The 20,836-nt window shown below is 42.7% G+C and carries 17 protein-coding genes; 7 read left to right on the top strand and 10 right to left on the bottom strand.

Annotation, left to right across the window (positions count from 1 at the left end; translation table 11 throughout):
* Nucleotides 1-61: 61 nt before the first annotated feature.
* Together KUG37_RS04800 and KUG37_RS04805 are read right to left on the bottom strand one after the other, a co-directional pair.
* The gene (locus KUG37_RS04800; RefSeq protein WP_216934900.1) at nucleotides 62-382 is read right to left on the bottom strand and encodes an SMR family transporter; all 321 of its coding nucleotides are present in this window, start codon (nucleotides 380-382) and stop codon (nucleotides 62-64) included.
* Between the two features lie 114 nt (nucleotides 383-496).
* On the bottom strand, nucleotides 497-1,483 hold the full coding sequence (locus tag KUG37_RS04805) for an alpha/beta hydrolase (protein WP_216934901.1): 987 nt from the start codon (nucleotides 1,481-1,483) through the stop codon (nucleotides 497-499).
* A 265-nt stretch (nucleotides 1,484-1,748) separates the two neighbouring features.
* Between KUG37_RS04805 and KUG37_RS04810 the strand changes: the two genes are divergently transcribed.
* A complete protein-coding gene (locus KUG37_RS04810; RefSeq protein ID WP_216934902.1) occupies nucleotides 1,749-2,192 on the top strand; it encodes a universal stress protein in 444 nt (147 codons plus the stop codon).
* A gap of 134 nt (nucleotides 2,193-2,326) precedes the next feature.
* Nucleotides 2,327-2,773: a universal stress protein gene (locus tag KUG37_RS04815; RefSeq protein WP_216934903.1), complete on the top strand. Its 447-nt coding sequence runs from the start codon at nucleotides 2,327-2,329 to the stop codon at nucleotides 2,771-2,773.
* Nucleotides 2,774-2,812: 39 nt separating this feature from the next.
* On the opposite strand, the gene KUG37_RS04820 is transcribed toward KUG37_RS04815, so the two are convergent.
* Together KUG37_RS04820 and pepN are read right to left on the bottom strand one after the other, a co-directional pair.
* A complete protein-coding gene (locus tag KUG37_RS04820) occupies nucleotides 2,813-3,022 on the bottom strand; it encodes a hypothetical protein (protein ID WP_216934905.1) in 210 nt (69 codons plus the stop codon).
* Nucleotides 3,023-3,242: 220 nt separating this feature from the next.
* The gene (gene pepN, locus KUG37_RS04825; protein WP_216935005.1) at nucleotides 3,243-5,849 is read right to left on the bottom strand and encodes an aminopeptidase N; all 2,607 of its coding nucleotides are present in this window, start codon (nucleotides 5,847-5,849) and stop codon (nucleotides 3,243-3,245) included.
* Nucleotides 5,850-6,207: 358 nt separating this feature from the next.
* Between pepN and KUG37_RS04830 the strand changes: the two genes are divergently transcribed.
* The 3 genes from KUG37_RS04830 to thiM all read left to right on the top strand — a co-directional run bounded on the left by KUG37_RS04830 (nucleotide 6,208) and on the right by thiM (nucleotide 8,666).
* Complete coding sequence (locus tag KUG37_RS04830) at nucleotides 6,208-6,465, top strand: hypothetical protein (RefSeq protein WP_216940244.1); 258 nt, start codon at nucleotides 6,208-6,210, stop codon at nucleotides 6,463-6,465.
* Nucleotides 6,466-6,625: 160 nt separating this feature from the next.
* A complete protein-coding gene (locus KUG37_RS04835; protein WP_216934909.1) occupies nucleotides 6,626-7,786 on the top strand; it encodes a hypothetical protein in 1,161 nt (386 codons plus the stop codon).
* A 31-nt stretch (nucleotides 7,787-7,817) separates the two neighbouring features.
* Entirely contained in the window at nucleotides 7,818-8,666 is an 849-nt protein-coding gene (thiM, locus tag KUG37_RS04840; protein WP_216935006.1) for a hydroxyethylthiazole kinase, read from the top strand.
* A gap of 583 nt (nucleotides 8,667-9,249) precedes the next feature.
* Here the strand turns inward: thiM and KUG37_RS04845 are convergent.
* Entirely contained in the window at nucleotides 9,250-10,773 is a 1,524-nt protein-coding gene (locus tag KUG37_RS04845; RefSeq protein WP_216934911.1) for a transporter associated domain-containing protein, read from the bottom strand.
* A gap of 744 nt (nucleotides 10,774-11,517) precedes the next feature.
* On the opposite strand from KUG37_RS04845, the gene KUG37_RS04850 reads away from it, so the two are divergent.
* Nucleotides 11,518-11,982 carry a MarR family winged helix-turn-helix transcriptional regulator gene (locus KUG37_RS04850; RefSeq protein ID WP_216934915.1) on the top strand — a complete coding sequence of 155 codons (465 nt, stop codon included), beginning with the start codon at nucleotides 11,518-11,520 and terminating at the stop codon, nucleotides 11,980-11,982.
* Nucleotides 11,983-12,058: 76 nt separating this feature from the next.
* Here KUG37_RS04850 and KUG37_RS04855 read toward each other — a convergent pair whose 3' ends face one another.
* From KUG37_RS04855 to KUG37_RS04875, 5 genes are all read right to left on the bottom strand, one after another.
* Nucleotides 12,059-12,721 (bottom strand): SOS response-associated peptidase family protein, encoded by a 663-nt coding sequence (locus KUG37_RS04855; RefSeq protein WP_216934917.1) that lies wholly within the window; start codon nucleotides 12,719-12,721, stop codon nucleotides 12,059-12,061.
* Between the two features lie 91 nt (nucleotides 12,722-12,812).
* Complete coding sequence (locus KUG37_RS04860) at nucleotides 12,813-14,261, bottom strand: aldehyde dehydrogenase family protein (RefSeq protein ID WP_216934919.1); 1,449 nt, start codon at nucleotides 14,259-14,261, stop codon at nucleotides 12,813-12,815.
* A 133-nt stretch (nucleotides 14,262-14,394) separates the two neighbouring features.
* A complete protein-coding gene (locus tag KUG37_RS04865) occupies nucleotides 14,395-16,560 on the bottom strand; it encodes a malate synthase G (protein WP_216934921.1) in 2,166 nt (721 codons plus the stop codon).
* Nucleotides 16,561-16,926: 366 nt separating this feature from the next.
* Nucleotides 16,927-18,078, bottom strand: a complete 1,152-nt coding sequence (zapE, locus tag KUG37_RS04870) for a cell division protein ZapE (RefSeq protein WP_216934923.1) — start codon at nucleotides 18,076-18,078, stop codon at nucleotides 16,927-16,929.
* 84 nt (nucleotides 18,079-18,162) lie between these two features.
* Nucleotides 18,163-19,170 (bottom strand): AraC family transcriptional regulator, encoded by a 1,008-nt coding sequence (locus tag KUG37_RS04875; RefSeq protein WP_216934924.1) that lies wholly within the window; start codon nucleotides 19,168-19,170, stop codon nucleotides 18,163-18,165.
* Nucleotides 19,171-19,314: 144 nt separating this feature from the next.
* On the opposite strand from KUG37_RS04875, the gene KUG37_RS04880 reads away from it, so the two are divergent.
* Nucleotides 19,315-20,811 carry an NAD(P)/FAD-dependent oxidoreductase gene (locus KUG37_RS04880; protein ID WP_216934926.1) on the top strand — a complete coding sequence of 499 codons (1,497 nt, stop codon included), beginning with the start codon at nucleotides 19,315-19,317 and terminating at the stop codon, nucleotides 20,809-20,811.
* Nucleotides 20,812-20,836: the final 25 nt, after the last annotated feature.

A 20,836-nucleotide genomic window follows, 5' to 3' on the forward strand; every position in this document is an offset into this window, starting at 1 on the left:
ATGTGTGAATAACCAGCAAAGGAATATCCCGGATTCAGGCCATTTTATGAGCCACCTGTTTTTAATGACCTGCAGTCTGGGAAAACAGGTTAATGACCAATACCCCAGAAATGATTAGTGCAATCCCGATAAAAGCTGGCAGGTCAAGTGCCTGCTTGAAGATTACATAGCCTGCAATTGCCGTTAGAATGATGCCAGCACCCGCCCAGAGCGCATAGGCAATGCCCAAAGGAATCACCTTGATTACCAGAGAGAGTAAATAAAACGCAATACAGAATAAAAACACCACTGCCAAAGATGGCCATAATCGGGTAAAACCTTCAGACTTCACCAAAAATGTAGATCCAGTCACCTCGGCAATAATAGCCAGAGTCAATAACACATACGCTCATGAAACCGGATTTATGTTTTAAACTCCACAACATTTTTCAATGATCACTATTGGGAAGATCCAACAAAATAAGTCATGAGAGATTCATTTTACGCCGCTTTCTCTCTAGGGGGAAAGCTGATGTAAAAAATCCAGGGTTTTGACAAAAGTTTGCTGACTTTCCTTTTTACCCATAAAAAACTGATATTCGTGAATGAGCCAGGCTTTGGACTCTGGATAAAATATTTCAGTCACAGGAACCTGCTGCGCCTTCAAGGCTTTTACAAATGGGAGTGACTGGGTATCGGTGAGAAAGTCTTTATTGCCGCCACTAATCAGGACGGGCGGATAAGACGGCGTAATATGTTGAATTGGAGAAATCTGCTTTAAAAACTCAGCATCATTTTTACGCTCACCGGTATAGGCCTGAATCAGATTGAATACTCCCCATTCAATAATTTTCATTTCGTCAGGTGCAGTCCGGGCAAAGGCTTCCAGATCATAAATACCACAGTGCAGAATCAGACCTTTCAGCTGCTCAGCTTGTAAATTAGGCTTAATACCAGATTGTTCGGCAAATTCAGGGTTGGTCAAAAGAGCGGCATAATGGCTGGCCATATTTGCCCCTGCAGAATCTCCGGCCAGATATAAATTTCGGGCATCAATGTAGTAGGTTTCAGCATAGGTATCTAGGAATTTCAGTGCCTGATTGATCTGATGTAACTGGCTTGGATAGGTCGCTTTTGGTGCAAACTGATATTGCACGGATACCACATTATAGCCCTGTGCAGCCAGAAGTTTGAAATACCCCCGTGCATGTTCTTTGGAACCTGAGATCCAGCCTCCCCCATGAATCCAGACAATGGTTGGCCGTGGGCCAATACGGGCAATATTCTGCGGTTGATACAGATCCAGAGATAATTTCTGCTGCGGCGCATAGGCAATATTTTGCTGCACGATGACAGCATCAGGCGCATAACGATCCATCAATTTTTGCTGCATGCTCGTGGTCAGGTTAAAAGCACCGGCAATGACTTTACTGTTCTGTACAGTCTGACAGCCAGAGAGGATAACTGATCCGAGCAGCAACAGATGAATGGCAAAAAACCTCAAAATCGTCCCCTCTACATGATCTAAAAACAGGCTACTGCATTTTAAACTATCCTTGTGCAAACCCGTACTATGCATCCCTTTATTTTTTAGCATTCATATTCAAATTCCGATTTTTTTACTCTGTTTTTTTCATTACTTTTACATTAAAAATATTTGTAATTTAATGAGTTTTTCCTATTTTACTGCTTTTTGCAATTGCACCTGATACAGCACTATGCTATCAATAAACCAAGACAAAAAATTAAACGACCTGCGGAGAAAAGCCATGACCTATCAACATATTCTAGTCCCAGTGGACGGTTCAGAAATTTCCTTTTCTGCAGTACGACATGCTGCCAAAATTGCCAAGGCATTTGGTAGCCAGCTTTCTCTGATCAGCCTGATTGCAGAAGATCCTTTCACTGAGGCTGATTTTTATTACAGCTCATCCATCATGAAAGAATATTTTATCGAGGCACATGCCAATGCTAAAAAGGCCTTGAAAGAAGCTACTGCCATCGCAGCCGCTGAAGGTATTGAAGCGGACTCCCGCATTGTCACAGGTTTAGTCAATGCAGAACATATTGCTGAAACCGCCAATGAAGTGAAAGCAGACCTGATTGTCATGGGTTCTCATGGCCGCAAAGGCTTCCAGAAAATGATTCTGGGCAGCTTTGCACAGGATGTTTTGGGTGCCAGTGAAATCCCTGTCTTGATCGTGAAAAAATAATCCAGATGCTGCGTATCTTCAGGATGCGCAGCTCTTACTAATTTATCTTTGAAATTCAAACAAGACCTGCAGGGGAGATTAATTCACTCAAACCATACTCTCCCTTAGCGCCATAATAAATATCAGGAAGCACCATGAATAACTATGATCATATTCTCGTAGCAGTCGATGAGTCCCCGATTTCCTATGCTGCCGCAGAACATGCGCTAGAACTGGCCAAAGTATTTCATAGCCATGTCACTTTGCTCAGTGTGATTGCAGTAGATCCCTTTAGGGGCGTAGATTTTTACAAAGTTGCTCCGGCAGTCACGGACTACTTCATGCATGCAGAACAAAATGCACTTGATCGTTTAAATGAACTGAAACTGAATTTTGTTCGTGATGGCATACAAGTGACGACAAAAATCCTGCATGATATGCCACCATCAGAAGGCATTATGCAGGCTGCAGATGAATTGTCGAGCGATCTCATCATTATGGGCTCACATGGCCGTAAAGGCCTACAAAAACTGATGCTCGGCAGTGTAGCTCAGAATGTTCTGGCAATTTCGCCCATTCCTGTACTCATCGTCAGACAATAAAAACGCCTGATCAAAGCAGAGCCTGTGTTATGCAGGCTTTTAACAGAGCTTTTGATTTAACTCACGCAAGAAAATTTCAGCATTAAGCTTGTTTTTAAATACTTTTTTGTACTCTCCGATCTGCTGAACGGAATGTGGCATATATTGAATAGAGATTTCAAGTAAGCCATTTTCAGGATTCTTGCTGACATGTACGGCAATAATATGCTGGCTATTTAAATAAAAACCGTCTTCAATTTTCACTAACATCTCTTGGACAACCTCGACTAGTAAGCGGCTCTTTGATCCCTTTATCCAGCTTACAGCTTAATAAACAAGTACCCTTTTCCATATAGTCATACTGTATACAACCTTTAGCAGTCACATCGGCCATACAGATATTTCAAATGTATTTAAAGCCAGCATTTGACATAAAAATAGATAAAAAAACCGGATCATATCGATCCAGTTTTTTTAAGGATATTTGAGGTTATACGCTAAGCATACTGTTTAATGTCTCAGATACATTTTTAGATTTAACCAATGGTTTCAATGCCTCCAACTGAGCTTTCACTACACCTCGCTGCGGTTCTGCCAGGGTATACCAGCGCGACAACACCTGCAGCAAACGTGAGCCCACAATCGGATTTTTCTCATCCAGATATTTCGCCAGACCAATAAAATGCTGTACACCAAAGCTCCAGGTATTGACTGGGTTAGCATTCAGACCACCACTGACTGCACGGATACGGTTGGGTACTGCCAGATCATAATCCGGATGCTGCGTCAGATACGCAATGGTTGCATCCGTTGCTTTTGGATGCGCTGCCTGCACCATAAACCATTGATCTAAAGACAAGGCTTCGTCTTCAAAGCGGCTATAGAAATCTGCCAAAGCTTCTTGCGCTTGTGGTGCATCATTCCAGACCAGCACTTTCAGTGCACCCAAACGTTCAGACATATTACCCGAATGATACTGCTCAAATGCTAAATCAAAGGCAGCTGCATCGCCCTGACGGGCAATCATCGTGAGCATGATGTTTCTTAAGGCACGCACACCCATCGCTTGCGAGAAATCAGATTGCAGGTCTGGATCCAGACTCAGATAAGTTTCTTTCGCTGTCTCTCCAAAGGCACGAGCCAAGGTATGCAGCAAAGCCTCACGCTTTTCCTGAATCATGGCCGGATTATAATCCTGATCAATACGGCTGCCCAAATAACCTTCAGACGGCACATCGAACAGACGTGATGCCAGCAGCGGATCTTTTTCAATCACATCCGGCAAGGTATTAAGCATGGCCTGGATATAAATCTCTGCGGGCTGATCATCCAGCAGGATACGTTCAAGTAAGGTCTGGGTCGCCTGCCACTGGTTAAAACCATTGGTCTCGTATTGCAACAGGAAAGCCAGTTCCTGTTCAGAATAGTCAAAATCCAGATTCACCGGTGCAGAGAAATTACGCAGTAAGGACACCACCGGCCTTGCTGTAACACCGCTAAACTCGATTGTCGCTTCAGACTGATCAAACAGATACACCCCATCTTTGACGCCATTTTCAAACAAGGCATCAGAATTCAGCTTCAGCTGCTCACCGGTTTTGGCATCAAACAGCGCCAAAGCCACTGGAATGGGTACCGCTTTTAGATTCGGATATTTAACATGATTTTTCAGGCTTTGCTTGAAGCTGAGACGATAGATTTGTGTCTCTATATCATATTCAGCTTTTGCTTCAAGTCTAGGCGTACCCGGCTGGTTATACCAGGTCAGGAAATTAGACAGATCTACACCTGAACCTGCTGTGAGTGCAGTTACCCAGTCTTCAACAGTGACCGCCTGACCATCATGACGGCGGAAATACTCATCGGTACCCTGGCGGAATTTTTCCTTACCCAGCAAGGTCGCCATCATGCGGTTAATTTCCGCGCCTTTTTCATACACGGTGGCAGTATAGAAGTTGTTAATTTCCACAAAATGATCCGGGCGTGGTGGATGCGACAATGGTCCTGAATCTTCAGGGAACTGATGCGCTTTCAGAACCGCCACATCATCAATACGCTGTACCGCCGCAGACTGTAAATCTTCCGAGAAAGACTGGTCACGGAACACCGTTAAGCCTTCTTTCAAACAAAGCTGGAACCAGTCACGGCAGGTAATCCGGTTACCGGTCCAGTTATGGAAGTATTCATGCGCAATCACCGACTGTACCCGCATGATTGCGGCATCTGTGGTGTATTCTTCATCGGCAAGCACACATGAAGTATTAAAGATATTCAAACCTTTATTTTCCATGGCACCCATATTGAATGCACTGGTCGCCACGATCATGTAATTGTCCAGATCATAGGGTAGACCATAATGATCTTCATCCCAACGCATGGAATGTTTGAGGGCCTCCATGGCAATTTTGCATTTTGGAATATCTTTTTCTTCTGCATAGATTTCAAGGGCCACATTGCGGCCTTCTGACGTGACATACGAGTCCTTCATCACCGCCAGATCACCAATCACACAGGCAAACAAATAGCTCGGTTTTTTGGTTGGATCCTGCCACACGGCATAGTGACGATTGGCATCTACTTCACCGGTTTCCAGCAGGTTACCATTCGCAAGCAGGACAGGATATTTCTTGTCTGCTTCTACCCGAGTCGTAAAGACCGACAGCACGTCAGGGCGGTCCGGATAAAAAGTAATTTTACGGAAGCCTTCTGGTTCATTTTGGGTCACAAACAGATCTGAACTGGCCTGATACAGACCTTCCAGCATGGTATTGCTTTCCGGATGAATTTTAACCACAATTTCAAGCGAGACTTGATCAGGTGCATTGGCAATAACCAGTTGTTCAGCGTCCAGACTGTAGTCATTCGTAGTCAGTATTTGACCATTTAACTGAATCGATTGCAGCTCCAGATCCCGGCCAAGCAAGACCAGATCGCCAGCAGTTTGACGCTGCATTTGCAGTTTGCTGCTGACTAGACTGTGGTCACTGTAGACTTGAATATTCAGGTCGATAGAATCGACAACAAAGGAAGGCTTTTGATAGTCTTTTAAATAAATGGTTTGATCCGCTTCGATCACCGGGTTTGCCGCAATATTCATGTCCTGTCCTAATCTTTTATCGTGTTCGACATTGTTCATGTCAAAATCATACGCCAAGTTTGAAACGCTGTCTGTGCATTTGTATTGTTAGATCTAATATGGGCATTGCGTGCACCACTTTCAATGCATTTTGCCTAATTGAGCAGCATTCCGCTCTATATAAGAAATATCTATGCCATAAAAACCATCGGGATCATCATTTCTTACATTTTTTATAAACTACTGATTCAAAAACATATAATTTTATTTTCTGACTACTGCATAAATCTAGATTAAAAAACGAGCATGCTTCTTGCTACAGTTAAACTGTGTTTTCCACACTTCCAATGAAAAAATAATGATAACGATGAGGTGAGCCATGTATCTAAAACAGCATATTGTACGGATCGAAAATATCAAAACTTTGCAGATCTTGGACCAGGCCAATATTGACCATAAAGTGATTGCGCTCTTAATGAGCTGTGAAGGTATTCCGCTTCAGGCCCATGAAGTGACTGCCATTCTCAACACCTACGATGCACTGGGTACCAAAAAGGTCCCATCTAAAAAGGTTCAGGCCTTAATTCACGCCAAACACCGTGGAGAGGCAGACGACACATTACCCTGCCCGGTTTAAAAATCGCCAGTTCATGTTTTTAAAATCAGAGCTACTTCGGTAGCTCTTTCCTGTTTGTGGGGCTGTTTTTGATTTAGAAAAATTGCACCCATCCACTACGTTTGCCTCGCATCAGCCGTGTATAATCAAATGCCCGTCCATTCTAGAGTTGCTCGCGACCATGGTATTCAGTGTTCTGCAAAAACAGCTTGACGAAAGCACCCACTGCCCGCTGTGTAAAGCATCGATGTATTGGATTGAGGCAGAACAATATGATCAGGACGTGAGCTATCATGAATGTAGCCATTGCCAGCATCAGCTTTATTCAGATCAAAAACATAACTGTTATTGCGAACAATGTCTGGCACAGCGTAAACGCATGCTCAAGGAAGTCCGTTTACAGGAAAACCGTCAATATCATAAAAAACAGGATCGACCAGTTCTTGAGCTGAACCAGCTCAGTTTTATCAATAAACTGTTTTTACTTTCGGTTCTGGATGAACAAGTTCAGGAATATAGCCAGCACCGCGAATATATTGACTGGCATCAAATTCGATATTATTCCATCAGTCCAAATTATCTGTTCCAACATGGTCTGGTGAAAAGCCTGATCCGGGATCAGGTGCTAATTCCCAAAGATGTCCAGCAGGAAAACCAGCACTATTATATTAATGTGCGTCTGGATGGCTATTCTGAACCGACCCTGTTCAGTATTACCCAGCAGCTGCGGCATTGGTTTTATCAAAACCTGAGTCAAGGTGTGCCCTTTAAAAGTGCAGATGAAGTCAAAGATGCACTCTACTGCCTGTTGTATGAAGAAATCATTCAGTTTGCTCAATTCTATTGCCGTAGCTGGAATGTGCAGATTGCCGGAAATCAGAGTTTTCAGACTTTTTGTTATCGTCTTTTAGATGTATTGGCCGTGGGACAGATTTATTATCTGGTGCAGACCGGACTGGAATATCTGTACAAACAAAAAGCTCTTAAGCCACGCAATGAAAATTTCATTAATACCAATCTGCTGAAAAAAACCTTGCAGCAGTACCGGGAACGTTCCGTCACCGAGAAATGGGAAACCTCTACTCTGCCGCGCCCACCTCAACTGGCATTTAGCAAGATGAGCGAAATCCTGTTTTACCGTTTTCTGGGCTATGATGAAAATATCTTCTTTCAGCCGGTCTGGCGTTCGTGGCATAAGATCGAACCTCGTCTGAAATTTTATTCCCAGAAGCGCTGCATGCACTGCGGTTCACAAGAACTTTCGGTAGATTATGATGCCAGTGACTATGTCAGCCTGTTCTGTCGTAGCTGCAAGCATCAAGATCATTATTTTACCCGCTGACCGAATATAACGAATCTTTCTCTTATTCTAAATAACCATGATGACGACTTCGATGCAAGCATTACAGCAAACGCTTCTGGACCAGATCTGTGAGGCCTGGTTAAAACTCCAGCAACAGCAGCCATTGGTGCATATCATGACCAATACTGTGGCCAGCAATTATGTGGCCAATATTGTACTGGCCGCCCATGCGTCTCCGGCCATGATCGACAATCCGTTTGAAGCTGAAAGTTTTGCCAAGATTGCAGCAGCAATCAGTCTGAATCTGGGGACACCGACGGCAGAGCAGGTACAGGCGATGCAGATTGCTGCGGAAACTGCACATCAGCTGCAAAAACCCTGGGTGCTTGATCCGGTGGGTTATGGCACAGTTCTGCACTGGCGTTCTGGTGCCGTAGATCAACTCATGCATTCCCATCCTGCGATTTTACGGGGCAATGCCTCTGAAATTGGAGCTTTGGCCGGCAAGCAGATCGAATCAAAAGGTGTGGACAGCACGGTAGACAGTGCGGATGTGTATCTACAGGCTCAAAGTTTGCTGGATCATTGTGAATGCATCGCAATCTCCGGCGAATCCGATTACATAATTTCAAAAGAATATCCTGTGATACAGGTATCGGGAGGCTCTGCTTTACAACCACGTATCACGGCGATGGGATGTGCGCTTGGTGCGCTGATTGCTGCCTATAGTGCGGTGACTTCCCCCGCCCTTGCTGCATTAACCGCACATGTACATTTTGCAATTGCCGGTCAATTGGCATTTGAGCGTGCACAACAGTTAGGCAGTTTTAATGTCGCTTTTCTGGATGAAATACATCAGCTCAATACTGAAACAATTCGACAGTACGCCAACTTTAAAATTCTGCCGGATTCCATTTAGTTTACTGTTTGCTTCACGGGGTGTTTGTTCACTTCAATAGGTAAACACCCCTATTTAGATTTGTCCTGCTCACTTGTTGGGTGGAGGTGTCTATAGATGTTTCTCTCTGAATCCTCTCCAGAATCATTTTGAAAAGCACTCTGCCAGATTGTTTCAGCTTCATGCAATTTATCTAGTGATTTCCATAGAAACTATTTCCGCTTCAATTGAAATATTTTTGCATACGACCAATTCAGTTCATGTGAATTGTAATTTAATTATCTGCCAACATCTAAATGCTACTTTTAAGTTTTGATTAACAGGCCATATAGATCGATATCTAGCGCCTGATCTAGCCTATTTCATAGATGATTTGGCTGTTTTGACTTCAAAATCTCAGTGTATTACCAAGATATTCCGCCCAATCTAGAACATGAATGATAGTATGAATAGACCAATAAAAATCAGTTCAAACAATGCGCTAACTTTATTTTCCTAAGTTTTTTAATGAACCAGATTCAACAGACATGCATTAAAAAAGCCAGCTACCACTAGAGCAACTGACTTTTAAAATTTGAACAAAGAAAATATTTAAAACAATAGTTTAAGCCGCGTAATGAATACTCACCGACTTGATACGATTGCTTTCGACTTCAGTGACTTTGAACTGCACGCCTTGATAATTTAACTCGGTACCTACTTCAACCGTACTGTTAGTCTTGTCCAGAATCAAACCTGCAACACTGATATAACCCGCATCTTCATCAATCAGATCAATCATGCCAAGCTCAAGCTCAAGCTGATACAGGTCTAACATGCCCGATGCGATCCAGTGCGTATCATCGACTCTCATCAGATCCAGCTGTTCATCTGCATCAGGGAATTCACCAGCAATCGCTTCAAACACGTCTAGCGGTGAAATCAGACCCTGCACATTACCAAACTCGTCACTGACCAAAACCAAAGAACCTTTAGAGGTACGCAAGGTATTGATTGCATCAATAACTTTCATTTTTTCAAAGATATAAATCGGACGATGACGTTTGATCAGCGCTTTTAACTCTTCCGGCTCTTCCAGCACATCCAGTAATTCCTTGGCACGTACTATGCTAATCACCTTATCCAGGCTACCGCGACATACCGGGAACAGGCTGTGTGGAACGGAAAGAATTTTTTCCCGGATCTGTTCTGGGCTATCTTCCAGATCGACCCATGAAATCTGACCACGCGGCGTCATGATCGAAGCGACTGAACGCTCTGCAAGGGTAAGAACCCCCCCAATCATATAGCGCTCTTCATCTGCAAAGGCTTCTTGTGCTTCATTATTTTGAATATCAGTCGTCTCCAGCTTGCCACCCATTAATTTCAGGATGGAGTCAGCCGTACGATGACGCAAAGGAATCTTGGATTCATGTTTTGCTGCATTACGCTGACCGAACTGGTTGAATGCTTCGATCAAGATCGCGACACCAATACCCGAGTAGATATAGCCTTTTGGAATATGGAAACCAAAACCTTCTGCAATCAGACTGATACCAATCAAAAGCAGGAAGCTCAAACACAGAATGACCACGGTTGGATGGCGGTTCACAAAGCTGGTCAATGATTTCGACGCCAGTAGCATTACGCCCATCGCAACAATCATTGCAACCATCATGACGTAAATATTGTCGACCATACCAATTGCGGTAATCACTGAATCTAAAGAGAAAACAGCATCTAAAACAACAATTTGAGCAACAACAGCAGTGAAGCTTGCATAAACCACCTTGGTAGTCAGTTTGACTTCAGGCTTACCTTCTATCTTTTCATGCAACTCAGTAACAGCCTTATACACCAGGAACAAGCCACCAAATAACAGGATCAGGTCCCGACCGGAGAAGGTCCAGTCAAATAGGGTAATCAAGGGTTGAGTCAAGGTGACTAGCCAGGCAATAGCAAATAACAGTCCCAGACGCATGAATAATGCAAGTGAAAGACCGATGACACGGGCTTTATCACGTTGTTCAGGAGGAAGTTTTTCAGCCAGAATGGCAATAAAGACTAGGTTATCAATACCTAAAACAATTTCAAGAATAATAAGAGTAATTAAACTTACCCAGATTCCGGGATCTAATAAAAATTCCATTAGAGAATTACCCCGTTCGAGTAAGCTAGAAATAGAGATGGAAGATCAACGCACGGCGAGGGATCCATTAAATTTAACCTGTGTAACTTAAGACCATTCCATTATGCATAAACTGAGTATTTTGTAATGTATTAATTTACAAAAAAATTACATGATCATGATTTCGTTAAGGCTTTTACAAATGACCAAGTTGATGCTGAAACTGATTAGATCCAATTTTTCCTATATAAACTGTCTAATTTAATTAAGAATAAGCAGCAGTTCGCTTTCAATTGTCCCTATATTTTTAAGGTCACTTAAAAATGAAAGGATAAAATATTTTTTATTGAAAGAACAATCACTTAAAAATATAGCTTCGAATGTTAACTTACTATATTCATAAAAAACCACTCCATAGCCGCATAGAGCCTAAATAACTTAATTTATTAAAATACAATGATTTTTATTAAATAATACTTAAACAGTGTGAATTAAGAATAAAAAAGTGTCTTGTGAAGCGTTTCTACTCGCTCATACAGCATGAAGAATTAAATTTATACAAAATGTTATCGCCTTTCATCTGATTTAAAAAAGCAATCGCCGCGCCTGATAAGGGCTCGCAGGCAGAGCTGATCAATATTTGAGGCTGTTAAGCAAAACTAAAAAGTGTCAAACCCCTAACATTTTCAAAATAAAGGTTGAAACATGCATAAACTTTTTCATAAAATGAACGGGCCCTAGAAAAATAAATACAAGGAACATTTCATGACTAAGAAATATGCAAAATTTTTGCCGTGTACGGAAGAATTTAATTTAGAAAACTTCCCATATTATTGGGTGACTCAGGTTCATGCTCAATACGTCCTTAATGTCGATCATGCACTAAAAAAGTATGGTGTCGACAATTCCCGTCGCCGCATCCTTCTTGCCTTAAGAACCAAACCGCATGCCAGTGTTTCTGACTTATCAGAGATGGTTGTCTCTAAAATGTCGACCACGACTAAAATTGTTTACCGCTTAAAAGATGAAGGTCTGGTTGAAACTTATTCATGTGAGGATGATGCACGGATTACCCGGGTAATTTTGACCGAAAAAGGTACGCAAATGACACATAAGATCAATGATCTGACCAATATCGTACTGGAACAGTCATTTGACGGCCTGACGCCTTTGCAAATTGAAAAAACCATGGAAAGTTTACGTCATATTTTTAAAAATTTAGCTCGTTAAGAGTCTTATTTTTTTAGTTTAAATAGATGCTGGCGAATTGATACATACTTAATAATAAATAATTCGCCAGAGCTTTCTAAGAATCAAAAAAGTTCAGTTGCGGACTGACTTTTTTGATTTTTTCTTTAGGTACATGTGAACATTCAAACTCTTCTACCGGAAAGCCCTCTACAAAGCTGCGAATATCCGGATGACTCAGCGTCAACCATTCTTGCAGTTGCTCCTGAGGAATTATAATTACCGAACGTTTGATATTACCCGGCTCATGAAATTCTTTCATCATGGGATGGTCAATTGCGTCCATGGTAATCATGCTGGCAGATCGTACAATTTCTCCTCGTACCCGTGCAATCTCATATACGGCTGCAATAAAAGTCGCTTGCCCATCTTTACGCCTTACACCCCAGCGCTGTGATTTATTGTCAAAATATTTGGACTCATAAAATTCGGATACCGGAATAACACCAAAATGGCATTTGGCCGTGGCCTCAGCAAAGCTAGGCTTTTGAAGTAAAGTCTCATTTCTGGCGTTATAGGTCTTAGTACCAATACTTTTATCTTCTGCCCATTTCGGAATAAGGCCAAAATTCACGGACCGCCATTCCAGTCCCTGGACTGAGTGGAATAAAAGCGGTGTGGCGTAATTGGGATAGACCTCTTCTGGATATTCAAAAGAAATTTCTGGCAATCCCAGATTATGCAACTGTTCTTGGGTTAAAGGTTTAAAGTTGGCACACATGGCTCATACATGTAAATCATTCATCTATGAGATTATACGTGCTACCAAGTTTTAGCCTGTAGTATTTCTATAGTTCTAAACATCTTGATTGTTAAGAATTCGGCACGGTCAACCAGTGTGTCCGGGTAAACTCCTCAAAAATCCAGCGCCCGTTAAAACGACCCAGACCTGAATTTTTCTCGCCACCAAATGGCGCATTAGGCTGATCAGCAACACTGATCCCATTAATATGCGTCATACCGGCATCCAATTGTGCAGCAAAAGTACGCCCTCGCTCAATATTTGAGGTACATACGGCGCTGGACAGCCCAAAGTCCGTATCATTGGCCAAGTTTAAGGCATGGGCTTCGTCATTCGCCTTCAAGATGGGTAAAATCGGACCGAAACTTTCTTGCTGTGCCAAATCAGAATCTGCTGTCACCTCAGTGAAGATATGAGGATAGACCAGATTCCCCTCAATTCCACCTTCATAGACCAGCTTTGCACCCTGCTCACTGCCTGTCTGAATGATCTGCTGATGCTTTTTGACCTGACTCTGATTAATGATTGGCCCGATGATTGTATCTTCCAGGTTTGGATCACCCACTGGAATCATTTTCACCCGATCCAAGAGTTTATCCACGTAAACATCATGAATGGAGGCATCGACAATCACCCGGTTGGTACTCATACAAATTTGTCCCTGATGTATAAACCGTCCCTTCAGGGTGAGATCAACAGCTAGATCAAGGTCGGCATCATCCAGAATAACCAAGGGTGCATTCCCCCCCAGTTCAAGCGCGAGACGCTTGATTCGGGAACTGGCCAAGGCTTTGCTGCCAACTCCCTGCCCAACTTCTGTGGAACCAGTGAATGAAATCATTTTTGGTACCGGATGCTCGACAAAATAATCCCCGATTTCACTTCCAGCACCAGCAACAATATTCAGTGCACCGGCAGGCAAACCGGCCTCTTCAAATAGCTTGCCAATTAAGGTGCCACCAGTCACCGGCGTATCACTGGCTGGCTTCAGTACAACGGTATTGCCGCAGGCAATTGCAGTTGCCACCGAGCGTAAAGACAAATGAAATGGAAAGTTCCATGGACTAATGACCGCAATTACCCCTAAAGGCTTACGCAAAACCAAACTCTTGCGCGTTGGATCTTTACTTTCGAGCTGGTCAGTTTTGAGCTGATCTGGAAATGCCAGACTTTCCTGAATAATGCCCAAAGCAGCCTTTAGCTCAAGACCGGCTTTAAAACGCGTACTGCCTGATTCAATAATGAGCCAGTCAATGATTTCGGCCTGACGTTGCTGAATGATGGTGATTAAATTTTGCAGCACTGTTTTACGTACTTCAATGGGATTCAAGACACCCTGCTGGAAAGCCTGCTCTGCTGCGCTATAAGCACTGTCCACCTCGACAGAACTGGCAGCTGCCATACTAAAAATTTCGCTCTGGGTATAAGGATTGATATTTTTTATTATTCTGGTTGAAGTACCGGCTTGCCACTGACCATGAATAAACTGCTGGTCTAAATTCTGATATACCGTCATCATTTTATTATTTCCTCACATGCTTTGCCTCACTTTAAGAGTTCAGCTAGAAAATTTCCAGTCAGAACGACAACGACTTACCATTAGACAATAAAAAAGCCTCCGAAGAGGCTTTTTTCAGCTAGATAGGATTGGATTAGTCACCTGTATAACCTTTCAACTTTAAACGTGCTGCGTGTAAAAGCGGCTCGGTATAACCTGATGGCTGCTCGCCACCTTTAAAGATCAAGTCAGATGCTGCCTGGAACGCAATATTGTTGGCAAAGTCAGCAGACATTGGCGTGTAAAGTGGATCATTGGCATTTTGCTGATCTACAATTTTCGCCATACGTTGCATGACTTCTTCTACTTGCTCACGGCTTACAATCCCATGACGCAACCAGTTGGCAACGTGTTGTGAAGAAATACGTAGAGTCGCGCGGTCTTCCATTAAACCGACATCATTGATATCTGGCACTTTAGAACAACCCACACCTAAATCTACCCAACGAACGACATAACCCAGGATACCTTGACAGTTGTTTTCAAGCTCTTTGAGCTTCTCTTCTTCTGTCCAGTTTGTATCTTTTGCAAGTGGTGGCGTTAACAGGTCATCAAGTGGCAACGCTTCAGTCTCAAGAAGTTCTTGCTGACGTTTTGCAACATTAATTTGATGATAGTGAATCGCGTGAATCACCGCACCTGTTGGAGATGGTACCCATGCACAGCTTGCGCCCGCTTCAGGATGCTCAGTCTTGGTCTTGTACATGTCAAGCAACATGTCTGGTTTTGGCCACATACCTTTACCAATTTGCGCTTTACCACGTAGACCTGCTTGCAGACCAATCATCACGTTACGGTTTTCGTATGCTGGGAACCATACCTGGCCTTTGATCTCGCCCTTACGAACGAATGGACCTGCTTCCATTAAGGTATGGATTTCATCACCCGTACGGTCCATGAAGCCTGTGTTAATGAAGATGGTACGATCTTTGGCTTGAGCAATACAGTTCTTCAAGTTTACAGATGTACGGCGTTCTTCATCCATAATCCCGATTTTTAAAGTTTTTGCAGGTAAGCCAAGCGCCTGTTCAGCACGCTCGAACAATTCAACTGCAAATGCAACTTCTTCAGGACCATGCATTTTCGGTTTAACGATATACATTGAACCTTGACGCGAGTTCTTGATGGTGTTTTCACCACGGATATCTGCAATCGTAAGGAGTGGTGTTACCAATGCATCCATGATGCCTTCATAGATTTCTTCGCCATCTACAAGGATGGCAGGGTTTGTCATTAAATGACCCACGTTACGAAGAAGCATCAAGGAACGACCATGAACTTTCGTCTTACCGCCTTCAAGATTTTTAAAGCTACGGTCTTCATTCAGTTTACGGCTAACAGTTTTACCGTTTTTCTCAATAGACTCTTCTAAAGTACCTTTCATCAGGCCTAACCAGTTACGGTAGCCTTCAACTTTCTCTTCAGCATCAACAGCTGCAATAGAGTCTTCCAAGTCTTGAATGGTGGTTACTGCAGCTTCAAGAACAACATCTTTTACGCCCGCAGCATCGGTTTGACCAATTGCGCTTGATGCATCAATCTGGATAATCGCGTGCAGACCATTATTTTTAAGAACAACTTCAGTCGGCGCAGATGCCTCACCGTTATAACCTACAAATTTAGAGCTATCTGCAACAGTTGTGGTTGAACCATCTTTTAGCGTTACAACTAAGGCATTTTCTTCAATGGCATATTGAGTTGCATCTGCATGAGAACCTGCAACCAATGGAAAGGTTTCGTCCAGGAAGTTTTTCGCAAATGCGATAACTTTCGCACCACGTTTCGGGTTATAGCCTTTGCCTTTCTCTGCGCCATCTTCTTCAGAGATTACGTCAAAGCCGTAAAGCGCATCGTATAAAGAACCCCAGCGTGCGTTTGCAGCATTCAGGCAGTAACGTGCATTACGTACTGGCACCACAAGCTGTGGACCTGCCAATACGGCAATTTCTTCGTCTACATTTTCAGTACTGATTTGAAAATCTTCTACTTCTGGTAACAAGTAGCCAATTTCAGTCAAGAAAGCTTTGTAAGCTTGTAATTCAAATGTGTTATTGCGGTGCCATTCATCAATTTTCGCCTGAATGTCATCACGCTTAGCCAAAAGTGCTTTATTTTTAGGGCTAAGATCAACAACGACTTGTTCAAAGTTTTTCCAGTATGTTTCGCTGTCTAAGCCAGAACCTGGTAGTGCTTCATTTTCGATGAAATCGTAAAGTTCTTTAGCAATCGCTAACTTGCCTTTTTGAATACGTGCAGTCATTGTCTTTCCTGATATTGCTACTTTTTATACAAGAGATTCTAGTATACCGATTAAAATCTAGCTGAATAGTATTATCACATTGCTAAATACCGAGCATTTCTTCCAATATGAATACCCTCATAACCATATTTGATATAGCTCAGCTGCAACTAGATATCATTCTGCTAAATGCCTTAATGACAGTGTATAAAGTTTTCGAAATGTAGAAATTAGACTTAAGTTCAGATTTTCGAGTAAAAATTATGCATTCTAGTTATACACGATCATATTTAGACCAAGATTAAGCCATGTTTGATCCGGCTTGTCGATCATTTCAGTGCTCATTTTGATAAAAAAAGCACTGGTGAATGACCAGCGCTTTTATGGTTATTCTCCATTCACGGAGGCGATTTTCTCAATCTGGCGATGTTCAGAATTCAGATATTCATCTGACTGCATTTCCAGTAAACGGGAACGGGTTCGTTCAATTTCAAAGGCCAGTTTCTCACCCTGGTAAATATCCACGATATTATCTTCCGAGGTTAAGAGCAACTTGACGCCGCGGTCATAAAACTCATCCACCAGATAAATAAAACGGCGCGTACCATCACTCAGGAAGTCAGTCAGATGCGGCACATTACTGACTAAAACCGTATTATAAATATTGGCGATTTCAATAAAATCAGCCGGACTACGTGGTTTTAGACACAGCTCAGAAAACTCGCACCACAATACATCTTCGGTATGTGATACGGTTTCGACAATACGGTTATTGATAATAATCGGTTCGTCAGAGCAGGTCTGCGTCTGGGTCAACGCACTAAAACGTTGCGCAATCCAGTTTTTATTATCATGCGTTAACGGGAATTTAAACAGTTGTGCCTGTTTCAAAACCCGTAAACGGTAATCAACCCCGGCATCGACATTTAATACCACACAGTTTTTCTTGACCAGTTCAATCGTTGGCAAGAAACGGTCACGGTGAATGCCGTTTTTATATAAACCGTCCGGGGCGATATTTGAAGTAGCGACCAAGGTAATGCCGCGTTCAAAAAGCTTCTGGAACAGATCGCTCAGGATCATCGCATCCGTCACGTTGGATACAAAGAATTCATCAAAACAGATGACGACAGCTTCTTTATAAATCCGATCCGCTACGATATCTAGCGGATTACGCTGTCCGGATAATTTGTTTAATTCACGATGCACATGCTGCATGAAATGGTGAAAATGCATCCGGGTTTTACGGCGAAATGGAATCGAATCATAAAACTGATCCATCAACCAGGTTTTGCCACGTCCTACACCGCCCCACATATATACACCTTTGGGGGACGTCTGACGGCGAAAGCGGCGAAATGCTTTTTTCGAGGCTTTAAAACGCTGAATCAATTCCAGCCAGACACGATTCAGTTCATGTACTGCCATTGCCTGTGCTTCATCAGGCATAAACTGTCCTGAAGATATCGCTTGTGCATAACGTTCTGCAGGAGAAATCGGACTAAAAGCGGTGCTGTGCTGTGAATTAAAATCGGACATAGAATTTCGTACTATTTGGGATCAATTTAATTATAGCGAAGTTTAATCAACACGCTATAACACTTTGGCATAAACAAACTTAGGCTATTTTATATATTGCCGAGGACTTTGCCCAAACCAGCGTTTAAAGGCATGGTTAAAAGCGGCCGGCTCGGAATAACCCAATAATTCTGCAATCATTTCAATCGAATACTGTTTATATTCAATCAGTCGCAAAGCTTTATCTTTAATAATCTCTTCGCGAATCTGCTTATAACTGGTATTACACTGCTGTAACTGATGCCGCAAGGTTCTCTCCGGAATATTCAACGCCTGCGCAGTTTCAGCCATACTCGGCATCAGGCCGCTTTGGATTTCCAGATAATCCTGTACTCGCTGCACCACAGTCGGTGTCTGTTCATCCTCCTGCAAACGTTCTAGTTCAGCCAGGCATTTGGCTTCATAGATGGCAAAAGTCACCGCATCCGCAGAGGGGATTTTAATATCCAGAACTGCTTTATCAAACCAGAATGCAGCCCGAGGTGCACCGAACTGTACCTGTGTTCCATAATAATCATGGTAGACCTTTAAGGTATTCAGATCTTCCGGATAGGCAAATGGTAACTCGATCCGCAGATCAGGTTTGGATAAGCCCATCATTTTGTAGATTTCCCGAATAAACTTAAAAGTTCCGGAAATTTCAGCCTGTGCCAGCAACATTCCCAAAGGATCATCTTGCTGCTTCGCTCGATAACATAGCGCACTATGATGTTCGCTTTGCTGCAAAGACAATTGGCCTGTCAGATGCGTCAACTGCTGAAAACGGATTACCTGATTCAGTGCATCACGTACCGTAGGACTGGTCACCAGCAACATTAACAAGGGACCATAACCTGCCAAGGCATAATGCTGGCCAATCAATAATCCCTGTTCAGGCTGGATTTCCTGTCCCACCACCTTAAGCACATCATGTTCCAGACTTGGGTGAATAACCGAGCTTGGATCAAAGGCATCTACACGCAGCCCAATGTTTTGTAGTTTCTGATCGACTTCCATGCCAGCCTTGCGCATCCCTTGAATCAAATACATCAGACTGAGAACAGAACGTTTCATAACCATACAAATACAATGTGCTTGAACTAGTTGTACTATAAAATTAATGTGCCGGCTATTGCCGTTTAGATCAATTTTATGTCTAATCGTTTAGGAGCAAATTACGATAAATATCCAACATTAAAATAAACAAGGAATGTACTAATGCTAGATCATGCCACTGCCACACGCTCCCACCCTCATACCAAAGTTGCCATTATTGGAGCCGGTTTCGGCGGTATTGCCATGGCAATACGTCTACAACAACAGGGTATTAATGACTTTATTATTTTGGAAAAAGGTAATGATTTTGGTGGAACCTGGCGGGATAACCAGTACCCGGGAGCAGCCTGTGATGTGCAATCACATTTATATTCCCTGTCATTTGCCCCGAAAAGTGATTGGTCCAAGCGTTATGCGGAAGCACCCGAGATATTTTCTTATATTCAGGATCTGGTGACTGATTATAATCTGCGTGCTTTCTGCCGTTTAAATACCGAAGTACTGGCAGCACATTATCAGGCAGACCGCTGTGTGTGGCAATTGCAGCTACAGGATCAAACCATACTCGAAGCACAGTTTGTTATATTTGCTTCTGGGCCGTTGCATATTCCCCAAATCCCGCATATTCCCGGTATTGAGAAATTCCAGGGCAAAGTATTTCATTCCGCGCAATGGGATCACTCTTATAATCTGACTGGCAAAAATGTCGCATCGATTGGAACTGGTGGCAGCGCCATTCAATATATTCCGGAAATTGCTCCGCAATGCAAACACCTGTATGTCATGCAACGTACTGCGGCTTGGGTCATTCCCCGTGATGAACGCACTTATCCGAATCTTGAAAAGAAACTATTTAAAAAATATGACTGGTTTCGAAAATTACATCGTACCCGCTTATATTGGTCAAATGAATCGCGTGTCGTACCGATTGTCAAACCGGGCATTATGAAATACACCCAGAAACTGGCAGAACTATTCATTAAATATGAGGTCAAAAATCCTGAATTGGCTAAAAAACTGACCCCAGATTACATCATGGGCTGTAAACGTATTCTGGTCTCTAATCGCTACTTCCCGACTTTTAACCGTACCAATGTAGAACTTGTGACTGAGAAGATTCAGGAACTGACTGAACATAGCATCATCACCCAGGATGGCAAAGAACGGCCGATTGACTGTCTGATTTATGGCACCGGATTCATTACTGATCCGCGCATTTATATGAAGAATTTTCAATGTACCGGGCTCAATGGCGTAGAGCTGAATGAAGTCTGGAAACAAGGTGCTGAAAACTATTATGGAATTTGTGTGAAAGACTTTCCAAACCTGTTTCAGTTACTGGGGCCAAATACTTTATTGGCGCACAACTCTGTGATTTTCATGATTGAGGCACAAGTTGAATTTATCTTGCAATTGATGCAACTGGTCGATCAATCCCACAGCAACGCTATTATGGTCAAAGATCAGGCACAGGATGCATTTAATCAGCAGGTGCAACATATGTTTGAAAAGACTGTTTGGCAGTCTGGCTGTGTCAGCTGGTATCAGCAGGAAGGGGGTAAGAACTTTGCCTTATGGCCGACTTATACTTGGAAATACTGGCTTAAGACAAAAAAAACCAATGCCGCAGATTATCGATTATTCAATAAAGTCACCTAAAAGCTTTTACCATATAGCATTAAGC

The organism is Acinetobacter sp. BY419 (assembly GCF_019038395.1).
In the GTDB taxonomy this organism is placed as follows: Bacteria; Pseudomonadota; Gammaproteobacteria; order Pseudomonadales; family Moraxellaceae; genus Acinetobacter.